Annotated in this window: 20 protein-coding genes, 1 tRNA gene, 1 rRNA gene, 1 other RNA gene and 1 other annotated feature; of the genes, 15 read left to right on the top strand and 8 right to left on the bottom strand. The window is 41.9% G+C overall.

Annotated features, from left to right (window positions below; translation table 11 throughout):
- Positions 1 to 5 precede the first annotated feature (5 nt).
- Together rrf and BAA9072_RS23310 are read left to right on the top strand one after the other, a co-directional pair.
- A 5S ribosomal RNA gene (gene rrf, locus BAA9072_RS23305) occupies positions 6 to 122 on the top strand.
- 1,007 nt (positions 123 to 1,129) lie between these two features.
- Positions 1,130 to 1,615, top strand: a complete 486-nt coding sequence (locus BAA9072_RS23310; RefSeq protein WP_201716954.1) for a glutathione peroxidase — start codon at positions 1,130 to 1,132, stop codon at positions 1,613 to 1,615.
- Positions 1,616 to 1,651: 36 nt separating this feature from the next.
- Here BAA9072_RS23310 and BAA9072_RS23315 read toward each other — a convergent pair whose 3' ends face one another.
- On the bottom strand, positions 1,652 to 2,587 hold the full coding sequence (locus BAA9072_RS23315; RefSeq protein WP_201716955.1) for a YaaC family protein: 936 nt from the start codon (positions 2,585 to 2,587) through the stop codon (positions 1,652 to 1,654).
- Positions 2,588 to 2,699: 112 nt separating this feature from the next.
- On the opposite strand from BAA9072_RS23315, the gene guaB reads away from it, so the two are divergent.
- The gene (gene guaB, locus BAA9072_RS23320) at positions 2,700 to 4,163 is read left to right on the top strand and encodes an IMP dehydrogenase (protein ID WP_201716956.1); all 1,464 of its coding nucleotides are present in this window, start codon (positions 2,700 to 2,702) and stop codon (positions 4,161 to 4,163) included.
- Between the two features lie 230 nt (positions 4,164 to 4,393).
- Positions 4,394 to 5,713, top strand: coding sequence for a serine hydrolase (locus BAA9072_RS23325; protein WP_408015262.1), 1,320 nt, complete (start codon positions 4,394 to 4,396; stop codon positions 5,711 to 5,713).
- Positions 5,714 to 5,776: 63 nt separating this feature from the next.
- Here BAA9072_RS23325 and BAA9072_RS23330 read toward each other — a convergent pair.
- A protein-coding gene (locus BAA9072_RS23330) for an IS3 family transposase (protein ID WP_201716957.1) occupies positions 5,777 to 6,939 on the bottom strand; the annotation gives its coding sequence in 2 pieces (ribosomal slippage) (positions 5,777 to 6,663 and positions 6,663 to 6,939; 1,164 coding nt in all).
- Between the two features lie 597 nt (positions 6,940 to 7,536).
- Here BAA9072_RS23330 and pdxS point away from each other — a divergent pair.
- From pdxS to BAA9072_RS23350, 4 genes are all read left to right on the top strand, one after another.
- Entirely contained in the window at positions 7,537 to 8,418 is an 882-nt protein-coding gene (gene pdxS, locus BAA9072_RS23335; protein ID WP_201716958.1) for a pyridoxal 5'-phosphate synthase lyase subunit PdxS, read from the top strand.
- A gap of 11 nt (positions 8,419 to 8,429) precedes the next feature.
- Positions 8,430 to 9,020 (top strand): pyridoxal 5'-phosphate synthase glutaminase subunit PdxT, encoded by a 591-nt coding sequence (gene pdxT, locus BAA9072_RS23340; RefSeq protein WP_201716959.1) that lies wholly within the window; start codon positions 8,430 to 8,432, stop codon positions 9,018 to 9,020.
- A 54-nt stretch (positions 9,021 to 9,074) separates the two neighbouring features.
- Positions 9,075 to 9,283 (top strand) — a binding site (T-box leader).
- Positions 9,284 to 9,330: 47 nt separating this feature from the next.
- On the top strand, positions 9,331 to 10,605 hold the full coding sequence (serS, locus tag BAA9072_RS23345) for a serine--tRNA ligase (RefSeq protein WP_201716969.1): 1,275 nt from the start codon (positions 9,331 to 9,333) through the stop codon (positions 10,603 to 10,605).
- A gap of 116 nt (positions 10,606 to 10,721) precedes the next feature.
- Positions 10,722 to 10,814: transfer RNA gene (locus tag BAA9072_RS23350), tRNA-Ser, on the top strand.
- A 97-nt stretch (positions 10,815 to 10,911) separates the two neighbouring features.
- Here the strand turns inward: BAA9072_RS23350 and BAA9072_RS23355 are convergent.
- From BAA9072_RS23355 to BAA9072_RS23375, 5 genes are all read right to left on the bottom strand, one after another.
- On the bottom strand, positions 10,912 to 11,271 hold the full coding sequence (locus BAA9072_RS23355) for a hydrolase (protein ID WP_201716960.1): 360 nt from the start codon (positions 11,269 to 11,271) through the stop codon (positions 10,912 to 10,914).
- 629 nt (positions 11,272 to 11,900) lie between these two features.
- Entirely contained in the window at positions 11,901 to 12,569 is a 669-nt protein-coding gene (locus BAA9072_RS23360; RefSeq protein WP_201716961.1) for a deoxynucleoside kinase, read from the bottom strand.
- Positions 12,553 to 13,209 carry a deoxynucleoside kinase gene (locus tag BAA9072_RS23365; RefSeq protein ID WP_201716962.1) on the bottom strand — a complete coding sequence of 219 codons (657 nt, stop codon included), beginning with the start codon at positions 13,207 to 13,209 and terminating at the stop codon, positions 12,553 to 12,555. The genes BAA9072_RS23360 and BAA9072_RS23365 overlap by 17 nt, the downstream gene beginning before the upstream one ends.
- Positions 13,210 to 13,444: 235 nt before the next feature.
- Entirely contained in the window at positions 13,445 to 14,731 is a 1,287-nt protein-coding gene (locus BAA9072_RS23370) for a LysM peptidoglycan-binding domain-containing protein (RefSeq protein ID WP_201716963.1), read from the bottom strand.
- A 77-nt stretch (positions 14,732 to 14,808) separates the two neighbouring features.
- The gene (locus BAA9072_RS23375; protein WP_201716964.1) at positions 14,809 to 15,348 is read right to left on the bottom strand and encodes an isochorismatase family cysteine hydrolase; all 540 of its coding nucleotides are present in this window, start codon (positions 15,346 to 15,348) and stop codon (positions 14,809 to 14,811) included.
- Between the two features lie 82 nt (positions 15,349 to 15,430).
- On the opposite strand from BAA9072_RS23375, the gene tadA reads away from it, so the two are divergent.
- From tadA to BAA9072_RS23410, 7 genes are all read left to right on the top strand, one after another.
- Positions 15,431 to 15,928, top strand: a complete 498-nt coding sequence (tadA, locus tag BAA9072_RS23380; protein WP_201716965.1) for a tRNA adenosine(34) deaminase TadA — start codon at positions 15,431 to 15,433, stop codon at positions 15,926 to 15,928.
- Positions 15,929 to 16,022: 94 nt separating this feature from the next.
- An RNA gene (gene ffs / locus BAA9072_RS23385) (signal recognition particle sRNA large type) lies at positions 16,023 to 16,286 on the top strand.
- 163 nt (positions 16,287 to 16,449) lie between these two features.
- The gene (gene dnaX / locus BAA9072_RS23390; protein ID WP_201716966.1) at positions 16,450 to 18,138 is read left to right on the top strand and encodes a DNA polymerase III subunit gamma/tau; all 1,689 of its coding nucleotides are present in this window, start codon (positions 16,450 to 16,452) and stop codon (positions 18,136 to 18,138) included.
- A gap of 29 nt (positions 18,139 to 18,167) precedes the next feature.
- Positions 18,168 to 18,494, top strand: coding sequence for a YbaB/EbfC family nucleoid-associated protein (locus BAA9072_RS23395; RefSeq protein WP_408015263.1), 327 nt, complete (start codon positions 18,168 to 18,170; stop codon positions 18,492 to 18,494).
- Positions 18,495 to 18,505: 11 nt separating this feature from the next.
- On the top strand, positions 18,506 to 19,102 hold the full coding sequence (gene recR, locus BAA9072_RS23400; RefSeq protein WP_034766119.1) for a recombination mediator RecR: 597 nt from the start codon (positions 18,506 to 18,508) through the stop codon (positions 19,100 to 19,102).
- A gap of 17 nt (positions 19,103 to 19,119) precedes the next feature.
- Positions 19,120 to 19,338: a YaaL family protein gene (locus tag BAA9072_RS23405; protein WP_034766121.1), complete on the top strand. Its 219-nt coding sequence runs from the start codon at positions 19,120 to 19,122 to the stop codon at positions 19,336 to 19,338.
- A 62-nt stretch (positions 19,339 to 19,400) separates the two neighbouring features.
- Entirely contained in the window at positions 19,401 to 19,664 is a 264-nt protein-coding gene (locus BAA9072_RS23410) for a pro-sigmaK processing inhibitor BofA family protein (RefSeq protein WP_034766123.1), read from the top strand.
- Positions 19,665 to 19,740: 76 nt separating this feature from the next.
- Here BAA9072_RS23410 and BAA9072_RS23415 read toward each other — a convergent pair whose 3' ends face one another.
- Positions 19,741 to 20,220 carry a PaaI family thioesterase gene (locus BAA9072_RS23415; protein ID WP_201716967.1) on the bottom strand — a complete coding sequence of 160 codons (480 nt, stop codon included), beginning with the start codon at positions 20,218 to 20,220 and terminating at the stop codon, positions 19,741 to 19,743.
- Between the last annotated feature and the right edge of the window lie 465 nt (positions 20,221 to 20,685).

Raw genomic sequence — 20,685 nt, forward strand, 5'->3', positions numbered from 1 at the left:
AGTCGTCTGGTGATAATGGCGAAGAGGTCACACCCGTTCCCATGCCGAACACGGAAGTTAAGCTCTTCAGCGCCGATGGTAGTTGGGGGATCTCCCCCTGTGAGAGTAGGACGTCGCCAGGCACAATATGAAGAAAGAGTAGCTCTTAGGAGTTACTCTTTTTTTGTGGTGTGGATAGGGTTGGTTTGAAAATCATAGGGATGTATTTGGTATTTTCTTAACCTCCCTGTGAAGGATGCCAGACGAGGCGGCGTAAAGAAAAATCGACATTGTGGCACGATTATTTGAAATGGCGCATGATTAATCACCATGTCGCACGAAAAATTGAATTCTCGCATGATGATCCTCCATCCGGCATGATTGCTTTCATATCTCGCATGATTGTTCCTCGAAAATTTGATTCGCCTAAGAATCAGCCAACTTATCTATCTCTCGGTACCCATTCAAGTTCACATTCTCAGCTAAAATAGTCAATTTTATGTTGAAATCCGATTATAAAGAGATTAAAAAGCGAAAGAGACGCTATTAGGAAAGGAAGTCTCTGTCTATCGTTTAACAAGGTGGCCAGATGAAGGACGGGGGGAAGAGAAGCGGATAAAGATATTCGTCACTCATCACTAGCCGCAGCCTTTAGGAGTTGCTCTTTTTTTTGAATTGAATTCCTCTCTACAGAACGATAAAAAATTGTTGGTAACTGGTAAAAGACGCATACAACGAAAAAACAACGCAATAAGGATTGAAAACGACGCAAATAAAAATTAATTTTAATTTGTTCCCCTCTTTAAGACAAAACCCTCTTTGAAAGTAATAATCCTTCAGTCTGAAACCATACCTAACATCAGAATCATCTAGGGCTTATTAGTCATCTTATGTGAACGAACTTAATCATCTACCTTGTCTATGAAAATCTCACCTACCGAATCTCTGATTATACTAATTGAAGGGAAATAAAAAGTGAAATCTGATATCCGACCTCCGATGACACAGCTCATACACCACGCCCCCACCAATCCAGCCATCAACCCCTAAATCCCAATTCCCAACTTAATCATGCCCCTTGCTTAAAATTGCTATCCACTAACTTCCTAACGTATTATTTAAGTAAGAGTATAAACAAGGAGAGAAGAACATGACGACTATTTATGATTTTAGCGTGAAGAAAGCGAATGGATCTGTGACGTCTCTAGAAGAGTACCAGGGGAAAGTGATGTTGATTGTGAATACAGCCAGCAAATGTGGCTTTACTCCCCAATTTGAGGAGCTGCAGGGCCTGTATGAGGAGTATAAAGAAGAAGGGCTTGTTGTTCTTGGATTTCCTTGTGATCAGTTCATGAACCAGGAATTCGATAATCAAGATGACATCATGGAGTTTTGTCAGCTGAATTATGGTGTATCTTTTCCGATGTTTGCCAAGGTTGACGTGAAGGGAAAGGAAGCTCATCCGCTTTTCACATTTTTAACACAAGAGAAAAAGGGAATTATTCTGTCAAGTATTAAGTGGAACTTCACAAAGTTTTTGATTGGGAGAAACGGAGAGGTATTTCAACGCTATTCCCCACAAACCAATCCGCGTAAAATCGAAGATGATATGAAAAAGTTGCTCTTGGCCGAATAGAGAAAGAGGGAGAAGCATTCGTTCTTCCTCTTTCTCCTATATTTTGTCTTTTAGTATTTTCAATAATAGAAACGGTGATTTCTGTGTGGTGACGTTGATAAAGGTAGTAATGATTGGATAATCTTCATTGGTACGGTTTTTTAATAGCTCAACCCACCATTCTGTTTCATATCGGGCAATCATGCTCAGGTTGTATAGTATTGCGTAATGGATGAGTACTTCTGGAATGGTTGTGGCCACATTTCTGATTCCGGGCAGAGCCAACCGGTTTTTATTTACATGCCATCTGAATGGCAAATATTCCTTTGCGTATGGTGCTCGTAATGTATTAGCAGAATCCCAACTGAGATCCCCCGTTAATTTTTCATTCAAGTACTGTTTAAATAAATTCTCTGACATGTGGTAATGTGAAAGTATTGATTCGTCGATAATCAGTTCATGCTGTTGAGTGAACCAGAACATGGTTTTCTTTTTAAGTAGTACAAGAAATGCTTCTTCGAGTTCTGGTATTTGAACGAGCATATCTTCCATTTTATATTTTTCACCAACGAGATGTTTCACGTGGAACACGAGGTCTGAAAAATGTGAAAAGAGACCATTTTTTTGCACTTTTACTTCATCCTGAAGAAATCTATATTGCTGCTTCTTCCTTTTTCTTGAGGTAATCCCATGGGCAAGAACGGTAGTAGTTTCAGGGTATTCAGGATCTTCTGTTAAAACGATCGCTTTAATAATGTGAATATAACCATAAAAAAGCAAAATGGGTTTAAGTGAAAGAGGAGACGTCATAGCTTGTTTATAATAAAGTTCTCCTTGTTCCAAGTAGTACATGAATGGATAACAGTTGTCGTAGCTCTTCAATTCAGCCTGAGAAAATCCGATTTCATCGTAGCATTTTTTTAGAAACTTCTGGGAATAAACCGCCGACTGAAAATAGTGTATGAAGTCCCAGTGTTGATATTTTTCGTTCATGAGATCACCCTTTAATTATTCTGAAAAATTAAATTAATCCTATTCTTCTTGACAGTATTTTAACCTATTGATAACCTACTAATAATATTTTGGGACTAGGGAGGCCGAAAACATGTGGGATTCTAAATTTGCTAAAGAAGGTTTAACGTTTGACGATGTCTTATTATTACCAGCCAAATCAGAGGTGTTACCTAAAGATGTAAATATCTCTGTCGAGTTAACAGATTCAATTAAATTGAATGTTCCTGTTATCAGTGCAGGAATGGATACTGTAACCGAAGCTGAAATGGCGATTGCAATGGCTCGAACTGGTGGATTGGGTATCATCCACAAAAATATGAGTATTGAACAGCAAGCTGAACAGGTCGATAAAGTAAAACGTTCCGAAAGTGGAGTTATATCTGATCCATTCTTTTTAACTCCAGATCATCAAGTCTTTTCTGCAGAGCATTTGATGGGCAAATATAGAATTTCCGGTGTTCCGATTGTGAACAACGAGCAAGAACAGAAGCTGGTGGGAATCTTAACGAATCGTGACCTTCGTTTCATCCAGGATTATTCGATCCAGATCTCGGACGTCATGACGAAAGAGAATCTAGTAACAGCACCTGTTGGCACTACCCTAGAAGAAGCGGAAAAAATTCTTCAGCAGTATAAAATCGAAAAACTGCCTCTGATCGATCAAGAAGGGACACTTAAGGGCTTGATTACAATTAAAGATATTGAAAAAGTAATTGAGTTCCCGAACTCAGCAAAAGATGATCAAGGGCGTTTATTAGTAGGTGCTGCTGTAGGTATTTCTAAAGATACATTGACCCGTGTAGAGCATTTAGTAAAAGCCCATGTGGATGTCATTGTGATCGATACGGCTCACGGACATTCAGCTGGTGTCCTTTCTATTGTTCGTGAAATACGTGAAGCTTATCCAACATTAAATATCGTAGCAGGGAATGTAGCTACGGCTGAAGCGACCAGAGAATTGATTGAAGCAGGCGCTGATGTTGTCAAGGTTGGAATCGGACCTGGTTCGATCTGTACAACCCGTGTGGTAGCAGGTGTCGGTGTACCACAAATTACCGCTGTGTATGATTGTGCAACGGAAGCAAGAAAGCATGGTAAGAGCATCATCGCTGATGGTGGCATCAAATATTCAGGTGATATCGTCAAAGCCCTGGCAGCCGGAGGACATGCTGTTATGCTGGGAAGCTTATTGGCCGGAACATCTGAAAGCCCTGGAGAAACGGAAATTTTCCAAGGGCGCCGTTTTAAAGTATATAGAGGGATGGGATCCGTCAGCTCCATGGAAAAAGGATCGAAGGACCGCTATTTCCAGGAAGAAGCGAAAAAGTTCGTTCCAGAAGGTATCGAAGGCCGTATTCCTTATAAAGGACCGTTAGCCGATACATTATATCAGTTGGTCGGGGGTTTGCGTTCAGGCATGGGATACTGTGGAACAAAAGACTTATTCGACTTAAGAGAAAAGGCACAGTTCATTAAGATGACAGGTGCCGGACTTCGTGAAAGTCATCCCCATGATGTTCAAATCACAAAAGAAGCACCGAATTATTCATTATAAGAAAATAATTCCAAAAGCTGATCAGATATTACTGATCAGCTTTTTTATAGGGATTAAAGAGGTACAGGCCGCCATGTATCAGAGTCCGCAAGTCCCTTGACCCATGCCAAAACTAGTCATATTCTCTGTCTATTCTTACCTTTCGAACTATGATAAAATAACGAAGGTGTACATAAAATCTTGGAGGGCTAACAGTGAAAAGAAGTTGGATTCAAAAATCTTTTGTTTGTATGATGGTTTTTATGATGGCAATGGGCGTGGTGCAGAAACCTGCAAATGCTCAAGGTGATTTGGACGTAAACGCAAAAGCTGCGATTTTAGTAGAGGCAAGTACAGGTAAGATCTTGTATGAAAAGAATTCCGATACAGCTCAAGGTATTGCAAGTATGACGAAAATGATGACGGAGTACGTGTTACTTGAAGCGGTTAAAGAAGGTAAAGTGAAATGGGATCAGAAATATACGGTTCCGACAAAGATCTCGAATATGTCCCATAATGATAATTTGAGCAATGTTCCATTAAGAGAAGAGGGAACATACAAAATCAAAGATTTGTATGAGGCAATGGCAATTGAATCTGCTAATGCAGCAGCGATGGCTATCGCTGAGACTGTAGCCGGGTCCCAAGAAAAATTTGTTAAAATGATGAATGAAAAAGCCAAAGAATTAGGCTTGGAAAACTATAAATTTGTAAATGTGACAGGTTTAAATAACAAAGATTTAGCACCTTATGTTGATCAAGTAGTAGGTGGAGCAGACGAAGAAAACGTGATGTCTGCAAAAGATACAGCAACGCTTGCTTATCGGTTAATGAAAGATTATCCGGAAATATTGGATACTTCAAGTATTTCTAAGAAAACGTTTGCTGAAGGTACAGAAGATGCTTTTGCAATGAAAAACTGGAACTGGATGCTACCTGGACTGATCCGTGAATATGAAGGCATGGATGGTCTGAAAACAGGAACAACTGATTTTGCAGGCGGTTGTTTTACAGGAACTGCTGAGAGAGACGGAATGCGTTATATTACAGTGGTTATGAATGTGGATATAAACTCTGGTGAAAATTCTTATGACGCACGATTTAATGAAACAAGAAAAATGTTGGATTACGCTTTTTCTAATTTCACAATGGAAGAAGTCCTTCCAGCTGATTACCAAGTCAAAGGACAAAAAACTCTGCCAGTTGAAAAAGGAAAAGATAAAGAAGTTCAAATCAAAACCGATGCTCCGTTAAGCATGGTGATTAAGAACGGCGAAGAAGATCTGTACAAACCAAAATTTGTATTAGACAAGAAGAAGCTGAATGATGATGGCGAACTGACGGCTCCTGTGAAAAAAGGAGAAAAAGTAGGCCACGTCATGTTAGAAGCAAAAGGTAAGAAAGATTTAGGCTATCTGACGGATAAAGGAACAAATGCTTCGAAGGCATCTGTTGTCACAGTGGATGGGGTGGAAAAAGCAAACTGGTTCGTTCTTTCCATGAGAGCCGTTGGTGGATTCTTCGGAGACATATGGGATTCCATTACTTCTACGGTTAAAGGCTGGTTCTAAATGAATGAAAACACCAAGACAATAGACTGCCCTAGTCGTATGAGACAGTAATAAAACACCTTCTTAGGCTGCCATGCCACCAAACTCTATTGGTGTGTGGTAGCCTAATTTTTCTTGTATACGCTCTTCATTATAATACTTCATGAATTGATCTACACGTTCCCTTACTTCTTCTTGGGATAGAGAATTGAATTTAACATACTGAAACTCCTCTGATTTTAGGTTAGAATGAAAAGATTCAATGACCGCGTTATCCCAACAATTACCCCTGCGCGACATACTACTGACTAGATTCCTTTCTTTTATCCGATTTTGATATGCATAGGAAGAATACACGCTGCCTTGATCCGAGTGGATGATCACTCCTTTAGGGTTTCCTCGTTTTTCGAGCCCTTCACTCAAGGTATCAATGATTAAAGGGACTTGTTGGTGAGTATAAAGCTTGTAAGCAACGATTTCATTATTAAATAAATCCATGATCGTTGATAAATATAAAGTGTCTGGACCATATTGGATGTAGGTAATATCCGTCACCCATTTTTGGTTAGGTTCGCTTGCAGTAAAATCCCTCTTTAATAAGTTAGGAGCGACAATAGCGGATTCCCCTTGAGACTTCCACTTTCTCTTTGCCTTTACTCTACATTGAAGATGATATTTCTGCATAATCCGTTGAACAGTATTACGGTTTAATTTGATATGATATTTACGTTTTAACAGCTCTTTGATTTTACGGTGGCCATATCGGTACTTTGTTTTTTCACAGAGGAGGATAATCGTTTGTTCCTCCCTAGACAACTCTATTGGTTGTAAAGATGCCCAGCGATAATAAGTAGATCTGGGTACATTTAAAGTAGCTAAAATAGCTGATACTGTATATTTTTTTCGTAATGTCTGTACTAGTTGGAGGACGATTTCTTTTTCAGCTCCTTTTCGATCTCCAAATACTTTTTTAAGATTTCATTCTCCTGTCTTAAGTGATTCATTTGATGTTCTTTTTTCTCTTCTTCACTTGAACGATCAGGTCCATGTCCATACGAATATTGTTTTCCAATCGGTTGGTCAAATCGGTGGACTTGATTTTCACGATACCATTTCATCCACGTTTTGATTTGAGAAACATTTTTAATCCCATACTTCTCCATGATTTCTTGGTTTGTCAACTGACCACTCATTTTATCTTTAACTACTGCCCATTTAACTTCTTTTGAATATACGTTTTTGCCCATGCAAAAACACCTCCGAATTAGCACTTTATTTAAGTGTACCACTTCGAAGGTGTTTTATTGTGTCTCATTAATTTAGGTTAGTCTACAAAAGTTGGATAAGTCTTGGTGTTTTTTAATATTTGAATTTTTGTAGGGGACTCTACATAAGAGTTAGGGCGGATTCCCATAAAATGCTGGTCGCCTCTGAGCCAGCCGCTTCCGCTTTTCGAGATGTCCAGCTCCGGGGCTTAGAGGCTCGAGGTCATAAGCCAAACATGCCAAAAAGGCAAAGGGCGCCTTTCCGGCATGTTCGTCATATGCTTGTCGCCTCTGAACAAAGCCCCTCCGCTTTTTGTCTTGTCCAGCTCCAGCGGCTAGTCCCTCGAGGTCATAAGCTAAATCGACCAAAAAGGCAAAGAACGCCTTTCCGGTCGATTCATCTTATGCTTGTCGGGCCTGAGCCAGCCGCTTCCGCTTTTCGTCTTGACATAAGCTTGTTTTTATTGTTTATTTAGCAGTAGGGTTACATAATCATTCCGATTGTTTTAGTCACGTTTTCTTCCTTTTTTTGGGGAAGTCGTGGGACAGGCATGGGATAAATATAAGGGGGATACAGATATGAAGACTGGTACAGATCGTGTTAAAAGAGGTATGGCTGAAATGCAAAAGGGCGGCGTTATCATGGACGTTGTCAATGCAGAACAGGCAAAGGTTGCTGAAGCTGCAGGTGCAGTGGCAGTAATGGCTTTAGAACGAGTTCCAGCAGACATCCGTGCTGCAGGTGGAGTAGCAAGAATGGCAGATCCTCGTATTATCGAAGAAGTGATGGGCGCCGTGTCGATTCCAGTAATGGCAAAGGCACGAATCGGTCATATTGTAGAGGCAAGAGTACTTGAATCAATGGGTGTTGATTACCTTGATGAAAGTGAAGTATTAACGCCGGCTGATGAAGAGTACCATTTAAATAAAAGAGATTTCACTGTTCCATTTGTATGTGGGTGCCGTGATTTAGGTGAAGCTGCACGCCGTATTGGTGAAGGGGCATCCATGCTTCGTACGAAGGGTGAGCCGGGAACAGGTAACATCGTAGAAGCGGTTCGTCATATGCGTAAAGTAAATGCTCAGGTTCGGAAGCTTGTGAGCATGAACGAAGATGAGATCATGACTGAAGCTAAACTTTTGGGAGCTCCATATGAATTATTGTTAGAAATTAAAGAAAACGGACGTTTACCTGTTGTAAACTTTGCTGCAGGCGGAATTGCCACACCGGCTGATGCGGCCCTAATGATGGAATTGGGAGCTGACGGAGTATTCGTAGGATCTGGTATCTTTAAATCTGAGAATCCAGAGAAATTTGCAAAAGCGATTGTAGAAGCGACTACTCACTACCAGGATTACAAGTTAATCGCAGAGCTATCAAAAGAGCTTGGTGTAGCAATGAAGGGAGTAGAAATTTCTTCTATTCTACCTGAAAACCGTATGCAAGATCGTGGATGGTAAGGTGTGATTCTATGTTAAACATCGGTGTATTAGGACTTCAAGGTGCCGTCAGAGAGCATGTACGTTCAATTGAAGCTTCAGGTGCCAATGCTATCGTCATAAAGCGTGTGGAGCAACTTGAAGAGATTCAGGGGCTCATCATGCCTGGTGGGGAAAGTACGACCATGAGAAGACTGATTGATCGCTATGGCTTTATGGAACCGTTAAGACAATTCGCAGAAGCCGGGAAGCCGATTTTTGGAACGTGTGCGGGCTTGATTCTCCTAGCGAAGCATGTGGTCGGCTACGAGGAACCACATTTAGGTATGATGGACGTGACTGTGGAACGCAATTCCTTTGGGCGTCAGAAAGAAAGCTTTGAAGCTGATCTTTCAATTGCCCATGTAGGGGAAGGATTCAATGCGGTCTTCATCCGTGCTCCTCATATCGTGGAAGCGGGAGAAAATGTTGAAATCCTTGCTAAACACAATGAACGCATTGTGCTTGCACGACACGGGCAGTTCCTCGGTTGTTCATTCCATCCTGAGTTGACGGAGGATCATCGCCTGACTGCATTCTTCGTTGAAATGGTGAAGGAAAGCATGGAAAAAACAATCGCATAATTCTATTGCAAAATGGAAAACATTGTAGTAGATTATGAAATAACCAATAAAAATCATAAATCGTTGATAGGAAATAGTAGTAAAGAAGGCTTGCTTAAGAGAGTCGATGGCCGGTGAGAATCGACGCAGGAGCTTTACGAATCCATCCTTGAGTGAAGTACTGAATGAAGTAGGTATTTTCGGTGATTCCGTTACCATCTCTTAAGAGGAAGATGCTTAGCGTCTTCAATTAGGGTGGCAACGCGGAAACCTCCGTCCCTTTTACCAGGGATGGGGGTTTTTTATTTTTTTATAAAAAGGAGAGAAAATGATGTTAGACATTAAGTATTTACGTAACAACCTGGAAGATGTAAAAGCCCGTCTGCAACACCGTGGTGAAAACCTGGAGGATTTCGATAAATTCGAAGAGCTTGATAAGAGAAGAAGAGAGCTGCTTGTGGAAAGCGAGGATTTAAAGAGTAAACGTAATGAAGTGTCTCAGCAAATTGCCGAGCTGAAGAAAGAAAAAAAAGATGCTGAGGATATGATCGTGGAAATGCGTGAAGTCGGCGCCATGGTCAAAAAACTGGATGATGAACTAAGAGGCATCGAAGAGGAATTAGAACGTATCCTTCTTTCTATTCCGAATATCCCCCATGAGACAGTACCTGTTGGAGAAACAGAAGATGATAACATTGAAGCGCGTAAATGGGGAGAAGTACGTGAATTCGATTTCGAAGCACAGCCTCACTGGGATGTTGCGACCGGCCTCGGGATCCTTGATTTTGAACGTGCAGGAAAAGTGACAGGAAGCCGTTTTGTATTTTATAAAGGCCTCGGTGCAAGACTTGAAAGAGCCCTCATTAACTTCATGATGGACCTGCACATGGATGAGCATGGATATACGGAAATGATTCCGCCATTCCTTGTGAATCGAGCGAGTATGACAGGAACGGGTCAACTTCCGAAGTTTGAAGAAGATGCATTCAGAATCGAGAGCGAAGATTATTTCTTAGTCCCGACAGCAGAAGTACCTGTGACGAATTATCATCGTGATGAAATCCTGAAGGCTGACGAATTGCCTGTTAGTTACGTTGCTTACAGCGCCAACTTCCGCTCTGAGGCTGGATCTGCAGGAAGGGATACAAGAGGCTTGATCCGTCAGCATCAGTTCAACAAAGTAGAGCTTGTACGTTTTGTGAAGCCGGAAGATTCTTATGATGAGTTAGAAAAGTTAACGGGACATGCTGAGAAGGTTCTTCAGCTTCTAGGTTTACCATACCGAGTATTGTCTATGTGTACAGCAGACTTAGGTTTCACGGCTGCCAAGAAGTACGACATTGAAGTCTGGATTCCGAGCTATGGCACGTACCGTGAAATTTCTTCTTGCAGTAACTTTGAAAGCTTCCAGGCTAGACGTGCAAACATCCGCTTTAGAAGAGAACCAAACGCGAAACCTGAACATATTCATACGTTAAATGGATCTGGTTTAGCGATTGGCCGAACAGTAGCGGCAATCTTGGAAAATTACCAGCAAGAAGATGGAAGTGTAATTGTTCCAGAAGCTCTTCGTCCTTATATGGGTGGAGTGGAGGTCATTAAATAAAGGCCTACTACCAAGTAAAAGAAGTCCCACACTTAGCTGTGGGACTTCTTTTTGTTTTTTTTAGAAATATGCTTGACTGTATTTGTGCACCATGTTATTATAATTCTTGTCGATACGGAGGAATACCCAAGTCCGGCTGAAGGGATCGGTCTTGAAAACCGACAGGGGTGTAACAGCCCGCGGGGGTTCGAATCCCCCTTCCTCCTCCATTGATTTTTTTATAACCATAGCGCATAAACATTGGAGATAGAATTCGTTACATTTTTATGTAACGAATTTTTTTATTTTCATAAATGTCAAGTCCCTTTACTTAAGGTTTTTGATGTCTTCTCTTAAATCGGAGTCCGACGTGTGCTCCAATATGCCGATCTTTGTAATGTGCCTGCGTGCTTCTTCATCTCCGAGCGTGTAAATCTTCGAGTAAATATTTTTCATGGATTGATCATATCGATCGTCCTCCGGTGAATTGTGGTATTGACGGAAGGGAATCTGAGCCCGTCTCATGGTCGACATGTCATCATCATAGTTATCGTTAAAGAGCATTTTAAGCTCGTTCACTTCTGTAGGAGTTGCAAATATACGAAAGCTTGGACTGGCGTTCTGATTTGGATCCTGCAGAATATCCCCATTGCTGATATCAACAAAATATGTTTGTTTTGATTCCATCGTTTCTTCATCTCCTTAATCGATTGTTTGTAACTACATATACCTCTTTTTGAATGGAAATAAACGGATGGGTGCTGTTTTAACACCTTATTGGTCTTTTTGTTTTTGTAATCTTTATCCAGACTATGATATGCAAACGCTCTGTCTTTTAGTTTGTGCAGGAGGGGGGAGGGGAACTGCTCCGCTTTCCACGGACGTTCGGCCGAGCCTCCTCAGCACAGATCGTTTCCGGGGTCTCGCCACGCCCGTTTTCCGTAGGAGTCTACGCAGTTCCCCTCACCCTCTAAAGAAGTAATTGTTGACAGAGCTATATAGTTGATCAATATCACGGTAAAGAGCATAATCGCTATAATCCATTTCAGAAGTTAAAAGAAAATGATTTGGTAGTAAGCAGACTTACATTATCACTGTCTTAGTGAATGCTTACGCTTGATAAGTTGATTGGAACAGAAGGTGCTCGACTCCTGCGGGAAACGCTGGACAGGTGAGATCCCGCTGGGCTTTAGCCCGGAGAGGCCCACCGCCAGCCCCGCGGAAAGCGAGCATCTGTAGGGGAAATCAACCACGACTGGCTACATCAAAAAGCAAAAAAAAGACTACTCCTAGAGCAGAGTAGTCTTTTTATATATTTAGCTCTTTAACATTCTTGTCTGTTCAATGAAGTAGCCGATTCTTTCAACGATTGGTTCGATGGAGTTTTGATCGTTGACGAGGTCGTATTCGCTGATGTCGAGTCGAAGGACAGGACATGCGTTAAAGGAATTGATCCAGTTTTCATAGCGCTCGTGCATTTCTTCCCAGTAAGCAACAGGTGTTTGCTGTTCCATCGGGCGTCCGCGTTCACGGATGCGATCCACGACATTATCAATGGATCCTTCCAGGTAAATCAAAAGGTCAGGGTGTGGGAAGTATGGGGTCATGACCATGGCGTCGAAAAGGCTTGTATAGGTTTCGTAATCGATTTCACTCATATTTCCTTTTTCATAGTGCATGCGGGCAAAGATGCCTGTATCTTCATAGATGGAACGATCCTGTATGAAGCCGCCGCCGTATTCAAAGATTTTCTTTTGTTCTTTAAAGCGTTCTGCCAGGAAGTAGACTTGAAGGTGAAAGCTCCAGCTTTTAAAGTCCTGATAAAATTTATCGAGATATGGATTTGTATCCACTTTCTCAAAAGACGTCCGGAATCCGAGTGCGTTGGCCAATCCGTTCGTCATGGTAGATTTCCCGACTCCGACCGTTCCGGCGATGGTGATTACGGAATTATTTGGAATCCCGTATTTAGTGCGAAGATTCATGATAGTGAACTCCTTCTTTAAGTGTAGTTTCTAATTGAGTAAGAATGTGATCCAGATCCTCTTTGTTTTGAACAAAGTCTACGTGGTCGCCATTATAGCGAAGAACAGGGATATCCGGGTGTGTTTCTTCGAATGTATTCATATATTCTTCGTAATCAAGTGATAGTTGTTTCAGATACAGAGGGCTGATTTTCTTTTCAAAATCACGTCCTCTTTTTTCGATTCGCTTTAAAAGCGTATCTAAGCTTGCGTTCAAGTAGATGACCACATTAGGTCTCGGCATATCAGACGTCAGGATATCATAGATATTGAGATACTTCTTGAATTGATGTTCGTCCTTCAACGTACGTTTCGCGAAGATAATGTTTTTAAGAATATGATAATCTGCTACGACAGATTTGCTTTGAGATAAGTAGTGTTTCTCGATATCTTCTAATTGTTTATATCGATTGCATAAGAAAAACATCTCTGTTTGAAAGCTCCACTCTTCAATGTCATCATAAAATTTATCTAAGAATGGGTTCTCATCAACAATTTCTTTAAGCAGGTGAAATTGAAAATGATCGGCAATTGCTTTTGCAAGAGAGGTTTTTCCTATTCCAATCGGGCCTTCAACGGTAATGAAAGGAATGCGCCCCATTAATTGTCCTCCTCATATCACGGCAATCTTTTCTCGAATATAATGTACAAATTAAAAATTACGACAGGAATTATTGTAACACAATATATGGATTGTTTGTTCAGGTATTTCCTGTGATAGAGAAATCACATCACGATCAGTATATCGGCCTTTTTAAGCGGTTTTTGATGGGAACACATATAAAAAAGCCGGTGGATAGTAGTTTTAGATTTACCTATCCATCAGCTTCTATTAATTATCTTTTTACAACATTGAAATTGTCGGAAATTAACAACCAGTTTTGTGGGAAGGAAAGGCCGAGCTTCCAGTAACTCATCCCTCTCAATTTCAATTCTTTCATGAGATCGAATTTGGCCTGGATGCTCCGGGCATCTTCAAACCACACTTCATGATCCTTTCCGGTGCTTGCATCACGGTATTTGAAGAATGGTGCCTGAGCTTTTTGGTCATAGTCAATTTTGACATTGTTATCAGCGGCTATCTGAATGGCCTGTTGAGGACTGATGGCTTTAGCTGTACTTCCTTGTACAAAAGGGAGGGTCCAGTCATATCCATATAAATTTTGCCCCATCAGAATCTTGGATGGAGGCATTTCAGAAACAGCATACTCCAGGACATCACGAACCGGTCCGATAGGGGATACCGCCATAGCGGGACCGCCACTGTATCCCCATTCGTACGTCATGATAACGACAAAATCGACAATTTCACCATGGGCTTTATAATCATGGGCTTCATACCATTTTCCTTTTTGATCCGCACTGGTCTTTGGAGCCAGGGCGGTTGAAAGGAGCCATCCTTCCTGATTGAAACGCTGCTTTGCTTTCCGTAAAAATTGGTTGTAGGCTTCTTTATCTTGTGGACGTAAATACTCAAAGTCAAAGTGAATATCCCTGAATCCATATTTCTTCGCGGTTTGAACAACGTTATTAAGGAACTTATTCTGGATTGCCTGATCGGTCAATAAGATCCTGCCCAGTTCATCGCTGAACATCCCTTCTTCTTGATTAGTGATCGCCATCATCATGACATTATTATTGTCCTTCCCTGTTTGGATCAGGTTTCCAAGGGGAGGCTCTTTCAGAGTGCCATCACGTTTAGCCTGAAAGCTAAATGGAGCAAGGTATGTGAGGTAAGGTGCCGCTTCCCTGGCACTTTCTTCAAGGTTCGGGGCTACTTCCTTTCCGTATGGCTCTACATAGCCATTAAACTCTGCTTGTTCCTTGGACTTCTGTGGAATGTATAAGCGAAACCCCACCTGTAGAGGCTGATTAGGAGAGATACCGTTCACCCGTGCCAGTTCCTGATAAGGGACTCCTGTCTTTTGACTGATACTCCATAGACTATCACCGGGTTGAACAAAATAAAAACTTCCTATAATAGGAATGACCAGTGATTGGCCGATCACTAAGTTATTTGGGTTCGGCAATTCATTTGCATCCACTATATCTTTCACTGTTGATCCATACGCTTGAGCGATACCAAATAATGATTGGTTTGGCTGGACAACATGTATTTGCATAACCAGACCCTCCTCTATTCATTCACTATAATCAGCGTATGAAACAGGATGCTTGAATATGTTTTGTGCTGAAAAAATTATAAGATTTTGCTGGTAGGATCAATCTTTGCTTTTAAAACATTTTTCATCATCGTTAAGGCATAGTGATTATCTTCCTCACTGACAGAAGCGATGGCATCACTTGGAACCATCAGGTTGAACTCTCTCATATAAGCATCATTGGCTGTAAAGAGGACACATATATTACCGGCAATCCCAGTGATGATCAGGTTTTTCACAGACAAGTGGTGAAGGAGTGTGTTTAACGCCGTACCGTAAAAGGCGGAGTGCTTGGGTTTAATAAGAAAGTAATCGTCGTCTGTCGGTTGGAGCGGAGTCATGACCGCATCGCTCATCTTGTTATGACACTTCTTATAGATCTCTTTGTAATCTGCTTTCCAAAGCTCGTAATGGTCGTTAATATAGATGGTAGGAAACTGATGCTTTATGCAATGATCACGCAGCGAATTGATGGGATCGACAATCCTGGCGGTGTGTTGTGCCAAGGTTTTTCCGTGTTTGAATTCGAATGGATTCATTATATCGATGATCAGGAGAGCAGTGTCGTTAGGTATCATGTGAAAGCTCCTTTCCTTTATAGTTTGGTGTGAATCGGGAAATTTTATAAAAGATTGAGAAATAAATTTACAGGAGTACAAAATGGGTATAAGAGAAGAGCAATATATGAAAGAAGCACTGAAAGAAGCAGAAAAAGCAGCGGCAATCCAGGAAGTTCCGATTGGAGCGGTGATTGTCATTGGTGATGAAATCATTGCTCGCGCCCACAATCTGAGGGAAACAAGCCAAAATGCCATCACCCATGCGGAAACAATGGCGATTCAAAAGGCGTGTGAGAAACTTGGTACTTGGCGTCTTGAAGGAGCAGAGCTATATGTCACACTTGAACCGTGCCCAATGTGCAGCGGTGCCATTATCCTCTCAAGGATAGAGAAAGTTATCTATGGGGCGAAGGATCCGAAAGCAGGATGTGCGGGAACATTAATGAATCTACTGGAGGATGAGCGATTTAATCATCAGTGCGAAGTAGTTTCCGGTATATTATCGGAAGAGTGTGGTGGGATCCTTTCCCGTTTCTTTAAAACCTTAAGAGAACGTAAGAAGTTGGAGAAGAGGATGGGGTTTTCGGACTGTAAATAACTTACAGCATTCCATCGTTGCTTTTTACCGTAAATCCTAGTATACTTAATTTTGCGTCGCACTTATGACGCAACTAAATATGGTATCAATTTTGCCGTGCTAGGTGGGGAGGTAGCGGTGCCCTGTACTCGCAATCCGCTCTAGCGAGACCGAATCCCTTTCCGAGGCTCGCACTCTGTAGGGCTGCCTCAAGTAAGTGGTGTTGACGCCTGGGTCCTGCGCAATGGGAATCCATGAACCATGTCAGGTCCGGAAGGAAGCAGCATTAAGTGGAAGCTCCCATGTGCCGCAGGGTTGCCTGGGCCGAGCTAACTGCTTGAGTAACGCCTATGGATGCTTGTCGACGAAAGGTGCACGGCAGTTTAATTTATATACAATAACTCATCCATTAACGGGTGAGTTTTTTGTTTATATTAAGGTTTGAGACTCATCCTAAATTGATCTCCGGTTTTCTTTGTAAATGGGATTTACATTACGTTATAATAGAGACACTATAGTACATAAAAAGAGGGGGGAGTATTTTGGCATATCAAGCTTTATATCGTGTGTGGCGTCCTCAGTCATTTATTGATGTAGTGGGACAGCAGCATGTAACGAAAACGTTGCAAAATGCCCTCCTTCATCAGAAGATTTCTCATGCGTATTTATTCTCGGGACCAAGGGGAACCGGAAAAACGAGTGCAGCGAAGATCCTGGCTAAAGCCGTTAACTGTGAACGTTCACCTATATCGGAGCCTTGTAATGAGTGCGATGCGTGTAAAGGGATAACGGACGGTTCGATTCCCGATGTCATTGAAATCGATGCTGCTTCCAACAACGGAGTAGAGGAAATCCGGGATATCCGGGATAAAGTCAAATATTCTCCAAACGTAGTCGAGTATAAGGTCTACATCATAGACGAAGTTCATATGCTGTCTATCGGAGCATTCAATGCGCTCCTAAAAACGTTGGAGGAACCACCAAAACACGTCATTTTTATCCTGGCGACGACGGAGCCCCATAAGATACCCCTGACGATCATTTCACGCTGTCAGCGATTTGATTTTAAACGCATCACGGCCATGGATATAGTGGGAAGAATGAGTCATATTGCCACAGAATCAGGTGTGAATTTTGAAGAGAATGCCCTGACGATCATTGCAAGGGCAGCTGAGGGTGGTATGCGTGATGCTCTCAGCCTCCTGGACCAAGCGATCTCCTTCAGTCAGGACCGGGTTACAGTGGAGGATGCACTGACCGTAACGGGAGCCGTTTCTCAGGGCTACTTGAATACCCTGGCGAAAGCCATCCTCGAAAGGGATGTCACCACTGGCCTCGGTGCCCTGGAAGAGCTCCTGTTTCAAGGGAAGGACCCGGCAAGGTTCGCGGAAGACTTCATTCTCTATTTTCGGGACATGCTGTTATACCAGACGGCACCGAATCTGGAAGAATCACTTGAAAGAGTCATGCTCGATGATGATTTCAAGGAATTGGCCGGACAAACCCAGCCTGGACAGATTTATCAGTATATCGACATTCTGAATCAGGCCGGCCAGGAAATGAAGTTCACGAACCATGCCCGGATTTATCTGGAGGTTTCTATCGTCAAGCTTTGTCAGATGGAAACACCGGCATCGGCATCTTCTCCTGAAGTAAACGAGATGATGGAAAAAATTAAACTTCTTGAAAAAGAGGTCGAACAACTGAAGGCAAATGGGGTCAAGGTTCAGGCAGAGCCGGCAGCACAGCAGGCGAAGAAACCAATCAGGGCAAAAAAAGGGTTCCGTGCTCCTACCGGAAAGATTCAGGAAGTACTGCGAACGGCTACGAAGGAAGATCTTAATCTTATCAAGAGCCGATGGGGAGACATGGTTGAAACCTTAAATCAACGCCAAATGCGTTCACAATCTGCATTATTAAATGATGCTGAACCAGTAGCAGCTACAAACGGCTCATTTGTGTTAAAATTCAAATATGATATTCATTGCCAGATGGCGATGGAGAATCAAGCGTTTACTTCGGCGATTGCTTCCATATTGGAAGAGCTTACAGGAAATAGCTACGCGGCTATTGGAATTCCTGAAGACCAGTGGATGTCCATAAGGGAAGACTTCATCCGGAACTCGAAACCAGAGGATGGAGATTCATCCAGCGGAGATCAAGGAGAAGATTCTCTCTTGTCGGAAGCTGAAAAACTGGTTGGAATGGATTTAATAGAACTAAACGATTAATATTTTCAAAAAATATACTGGAGGTAATGATGATGATGCGTGGAAATGGTAATATGCAAAACATGATGAAGCAAATGCAAAAAATGCAAAAGAAAATGGCGGAAGCTCAGGAAGAACTGGGTGAAAAGCAAATTGAGGGAACAGCAGGAGGCGGAATGGTAACGGTCATCGTTTCCGGTCACAAACAAGTCGTTGATGTAAAAATCAACGAAGAAGCAGTTGATCCGGATGACGTTGAAATGTTACAAGACTTAGTTCTTGCAGCGACTAACGATGCATTGAAGAAAGCGGATGAACTAACGAACTCAACCATGGGTCAATTCACTAAAGGAATGAACCTACCGGGAATGTTCTAGGAGGCAATAATATGCATTATCCTGAGCCTATATCAAAGCTGATTGACAGCTTTATGAAATTGCCGGGAATCGGGCCGAAAACTGCGGCCCGCCTGGCATTTTTTGTTCTCAGTATGAAAGAAGATACCGTATTGGACTTTGCTAAAGCATTGGTCAATGCTAAACGTAACTTGAGTTACTGCTCCGTTTGCGGGCACATAACAGATCAAGACCCCTGCTATATCTGTGAGGATCAAAGACGTGATCGCAGTATCATCTGTGTGGTACAGGACCCTAAAGATGTCATTGCCATGGAGAAGATGAAAGAGTACAACGGTCAATATCATGTACTGCATGGAGCCATTTCCCCGATGGATGGAATCGGTCCTGAAGACATCAATGTACCTGACCTCATCAAACGTCTTCAAAGTGATGAAGTCCAGGAAGTCATCCTTGCCACGAACCCTAACATTGAAGGGGAAGCGACAGCTATGTACATTTCACGACTCGTCAAACCATCCGGTATCCGGATCACAAGAATTGCCCACGGACTTCCTGTCGGTGGAGATCTCGAGTATGCAGATGAAGTTACACTATCGAAAGCCCTGGAAGGAAGAAGAGACGTTTAACAAAGGAGAGGATACCTATGTTTTTCCGAAAAAAAGGAAAGCTGAAAAAAGAGTATGACCAATCCTTACTTCATGTCTTAGACGAAACCAAGGATCATTGGAACCAGCAGCGCTCCATAGAAGAGATGAGCGTGGATTATAATTTGAACATCCACTGCCATTCGAAAATTGCAGAAGCCAAATATTTTTTTCTCTTTAGAGAAGCAAAACATAGAAAGATCGTCATAAAAAGGTAGACAACCTTCATATCCTTTCAATAAGAGACTAAATATGTTCTATGTTGAGAGGAGAGAAGGATATGAGCCCAGTTATCGTCATTGCGGTAATCAGCGGTCTGATTGTACTGCTTTTAGCGACGGGGACTCCCATCAAGCCACTTCGGTTTGTTGGACAAGTCGCCATGAAGGTCATGATCGGAGCACTATTTTTATTTTTCTTGAACGCCTTTGGCAGTCAGTATGGAATTCACGTTCCCATTAATGTGGCCACCTCATCTATTTCAGGAATATTAGGCATTCCAGGAGTAGTGGGACTTACGGTGATTCAGATGTGGATTTTATAAAGAGTAGTAGAATAATAAGAAGAAGGGCAATCAAGATGTCAGGTGAATTCACCTGAATTTTGACTGCCCTTCTTCTTTATTTACTTAAAAACGTTTTTGGCATGACGACTGCTGTTACTTCACCACGGGCACACAGATTTCCTTCTGCAAAGACCTCAGTTACCACCTTAAACTTCTTCGGGTGAATTTCTTGAACTGTACCAACTGCTTTTAATGGTACATTGTGAGGAGTTGGTTTCATGAAGTCAACATGCAAGGATGCCGTAACGAATCTTGGGGGTTCATGTCCGTCTCCAACCTCCCTCCCATTTTTTTGGTGAAGAGCAATTGCGGCTGAACCGGTACCGTGACAATCGATTAGTGACGCAATCAATCCGCCGTACACAAAACCCGGCAAGGCAGTATGTTCCGGTTTTGGGGTGTAGATTGTGACCGTACGATCCCCTTCTACCCCTGTGCGGAAATGGTGACCATCTTGATTTAACCGGCCACACCCATAGCACCATGCAAAATCATCGGGGTAATCATCCTGAATGGCACGAGTGACTTCTCTCATATTAATATTCTCCCTTCGAACACATACTTTCACTCTAATACTCTTCTATAAAGGATTGGAAATTCCTTTTATTGAAACGATGCGGTATATATGGTTACCGAAATTCTCAGTGAACCAACACTCTTTACGAAAGGAAAGATTAAGAGAAAAATAGAGGATCTAGATTTCCTTTAGAAATAAATTATAAAAGGTGAAAAAGAGTATTGACTTATAATAGAAGAAGATGCTATTATATTTCTTGTCGCCAAAACAAGCGGAAAACAAAATTTCAAAAAAAGCTTGACGCTTTATGGCGGAAAATGTTATATTTAAGAGGTGCTCAAGAGAGCGCAACGAAATATTGAACCTTGAAAACTGAACAAAACAAGACAATACGTCAACGTTAATTCTAGATTTATTTTTAAAGAGCTATTCAAACTTTTATCGGAGAGTTTGATCCTGGCTCAGGACGAACGCTGGCGGCGT

Source organism: Rossellomorea arthrocnemi, from assembly GCF_904424705.1.
Classification (GTDB): Bacteria; Bacillota; Bacilli; order Bacillales; family Bacillaceae_B; genus Rossellomorea; species Rossellomorea arthrocnemi.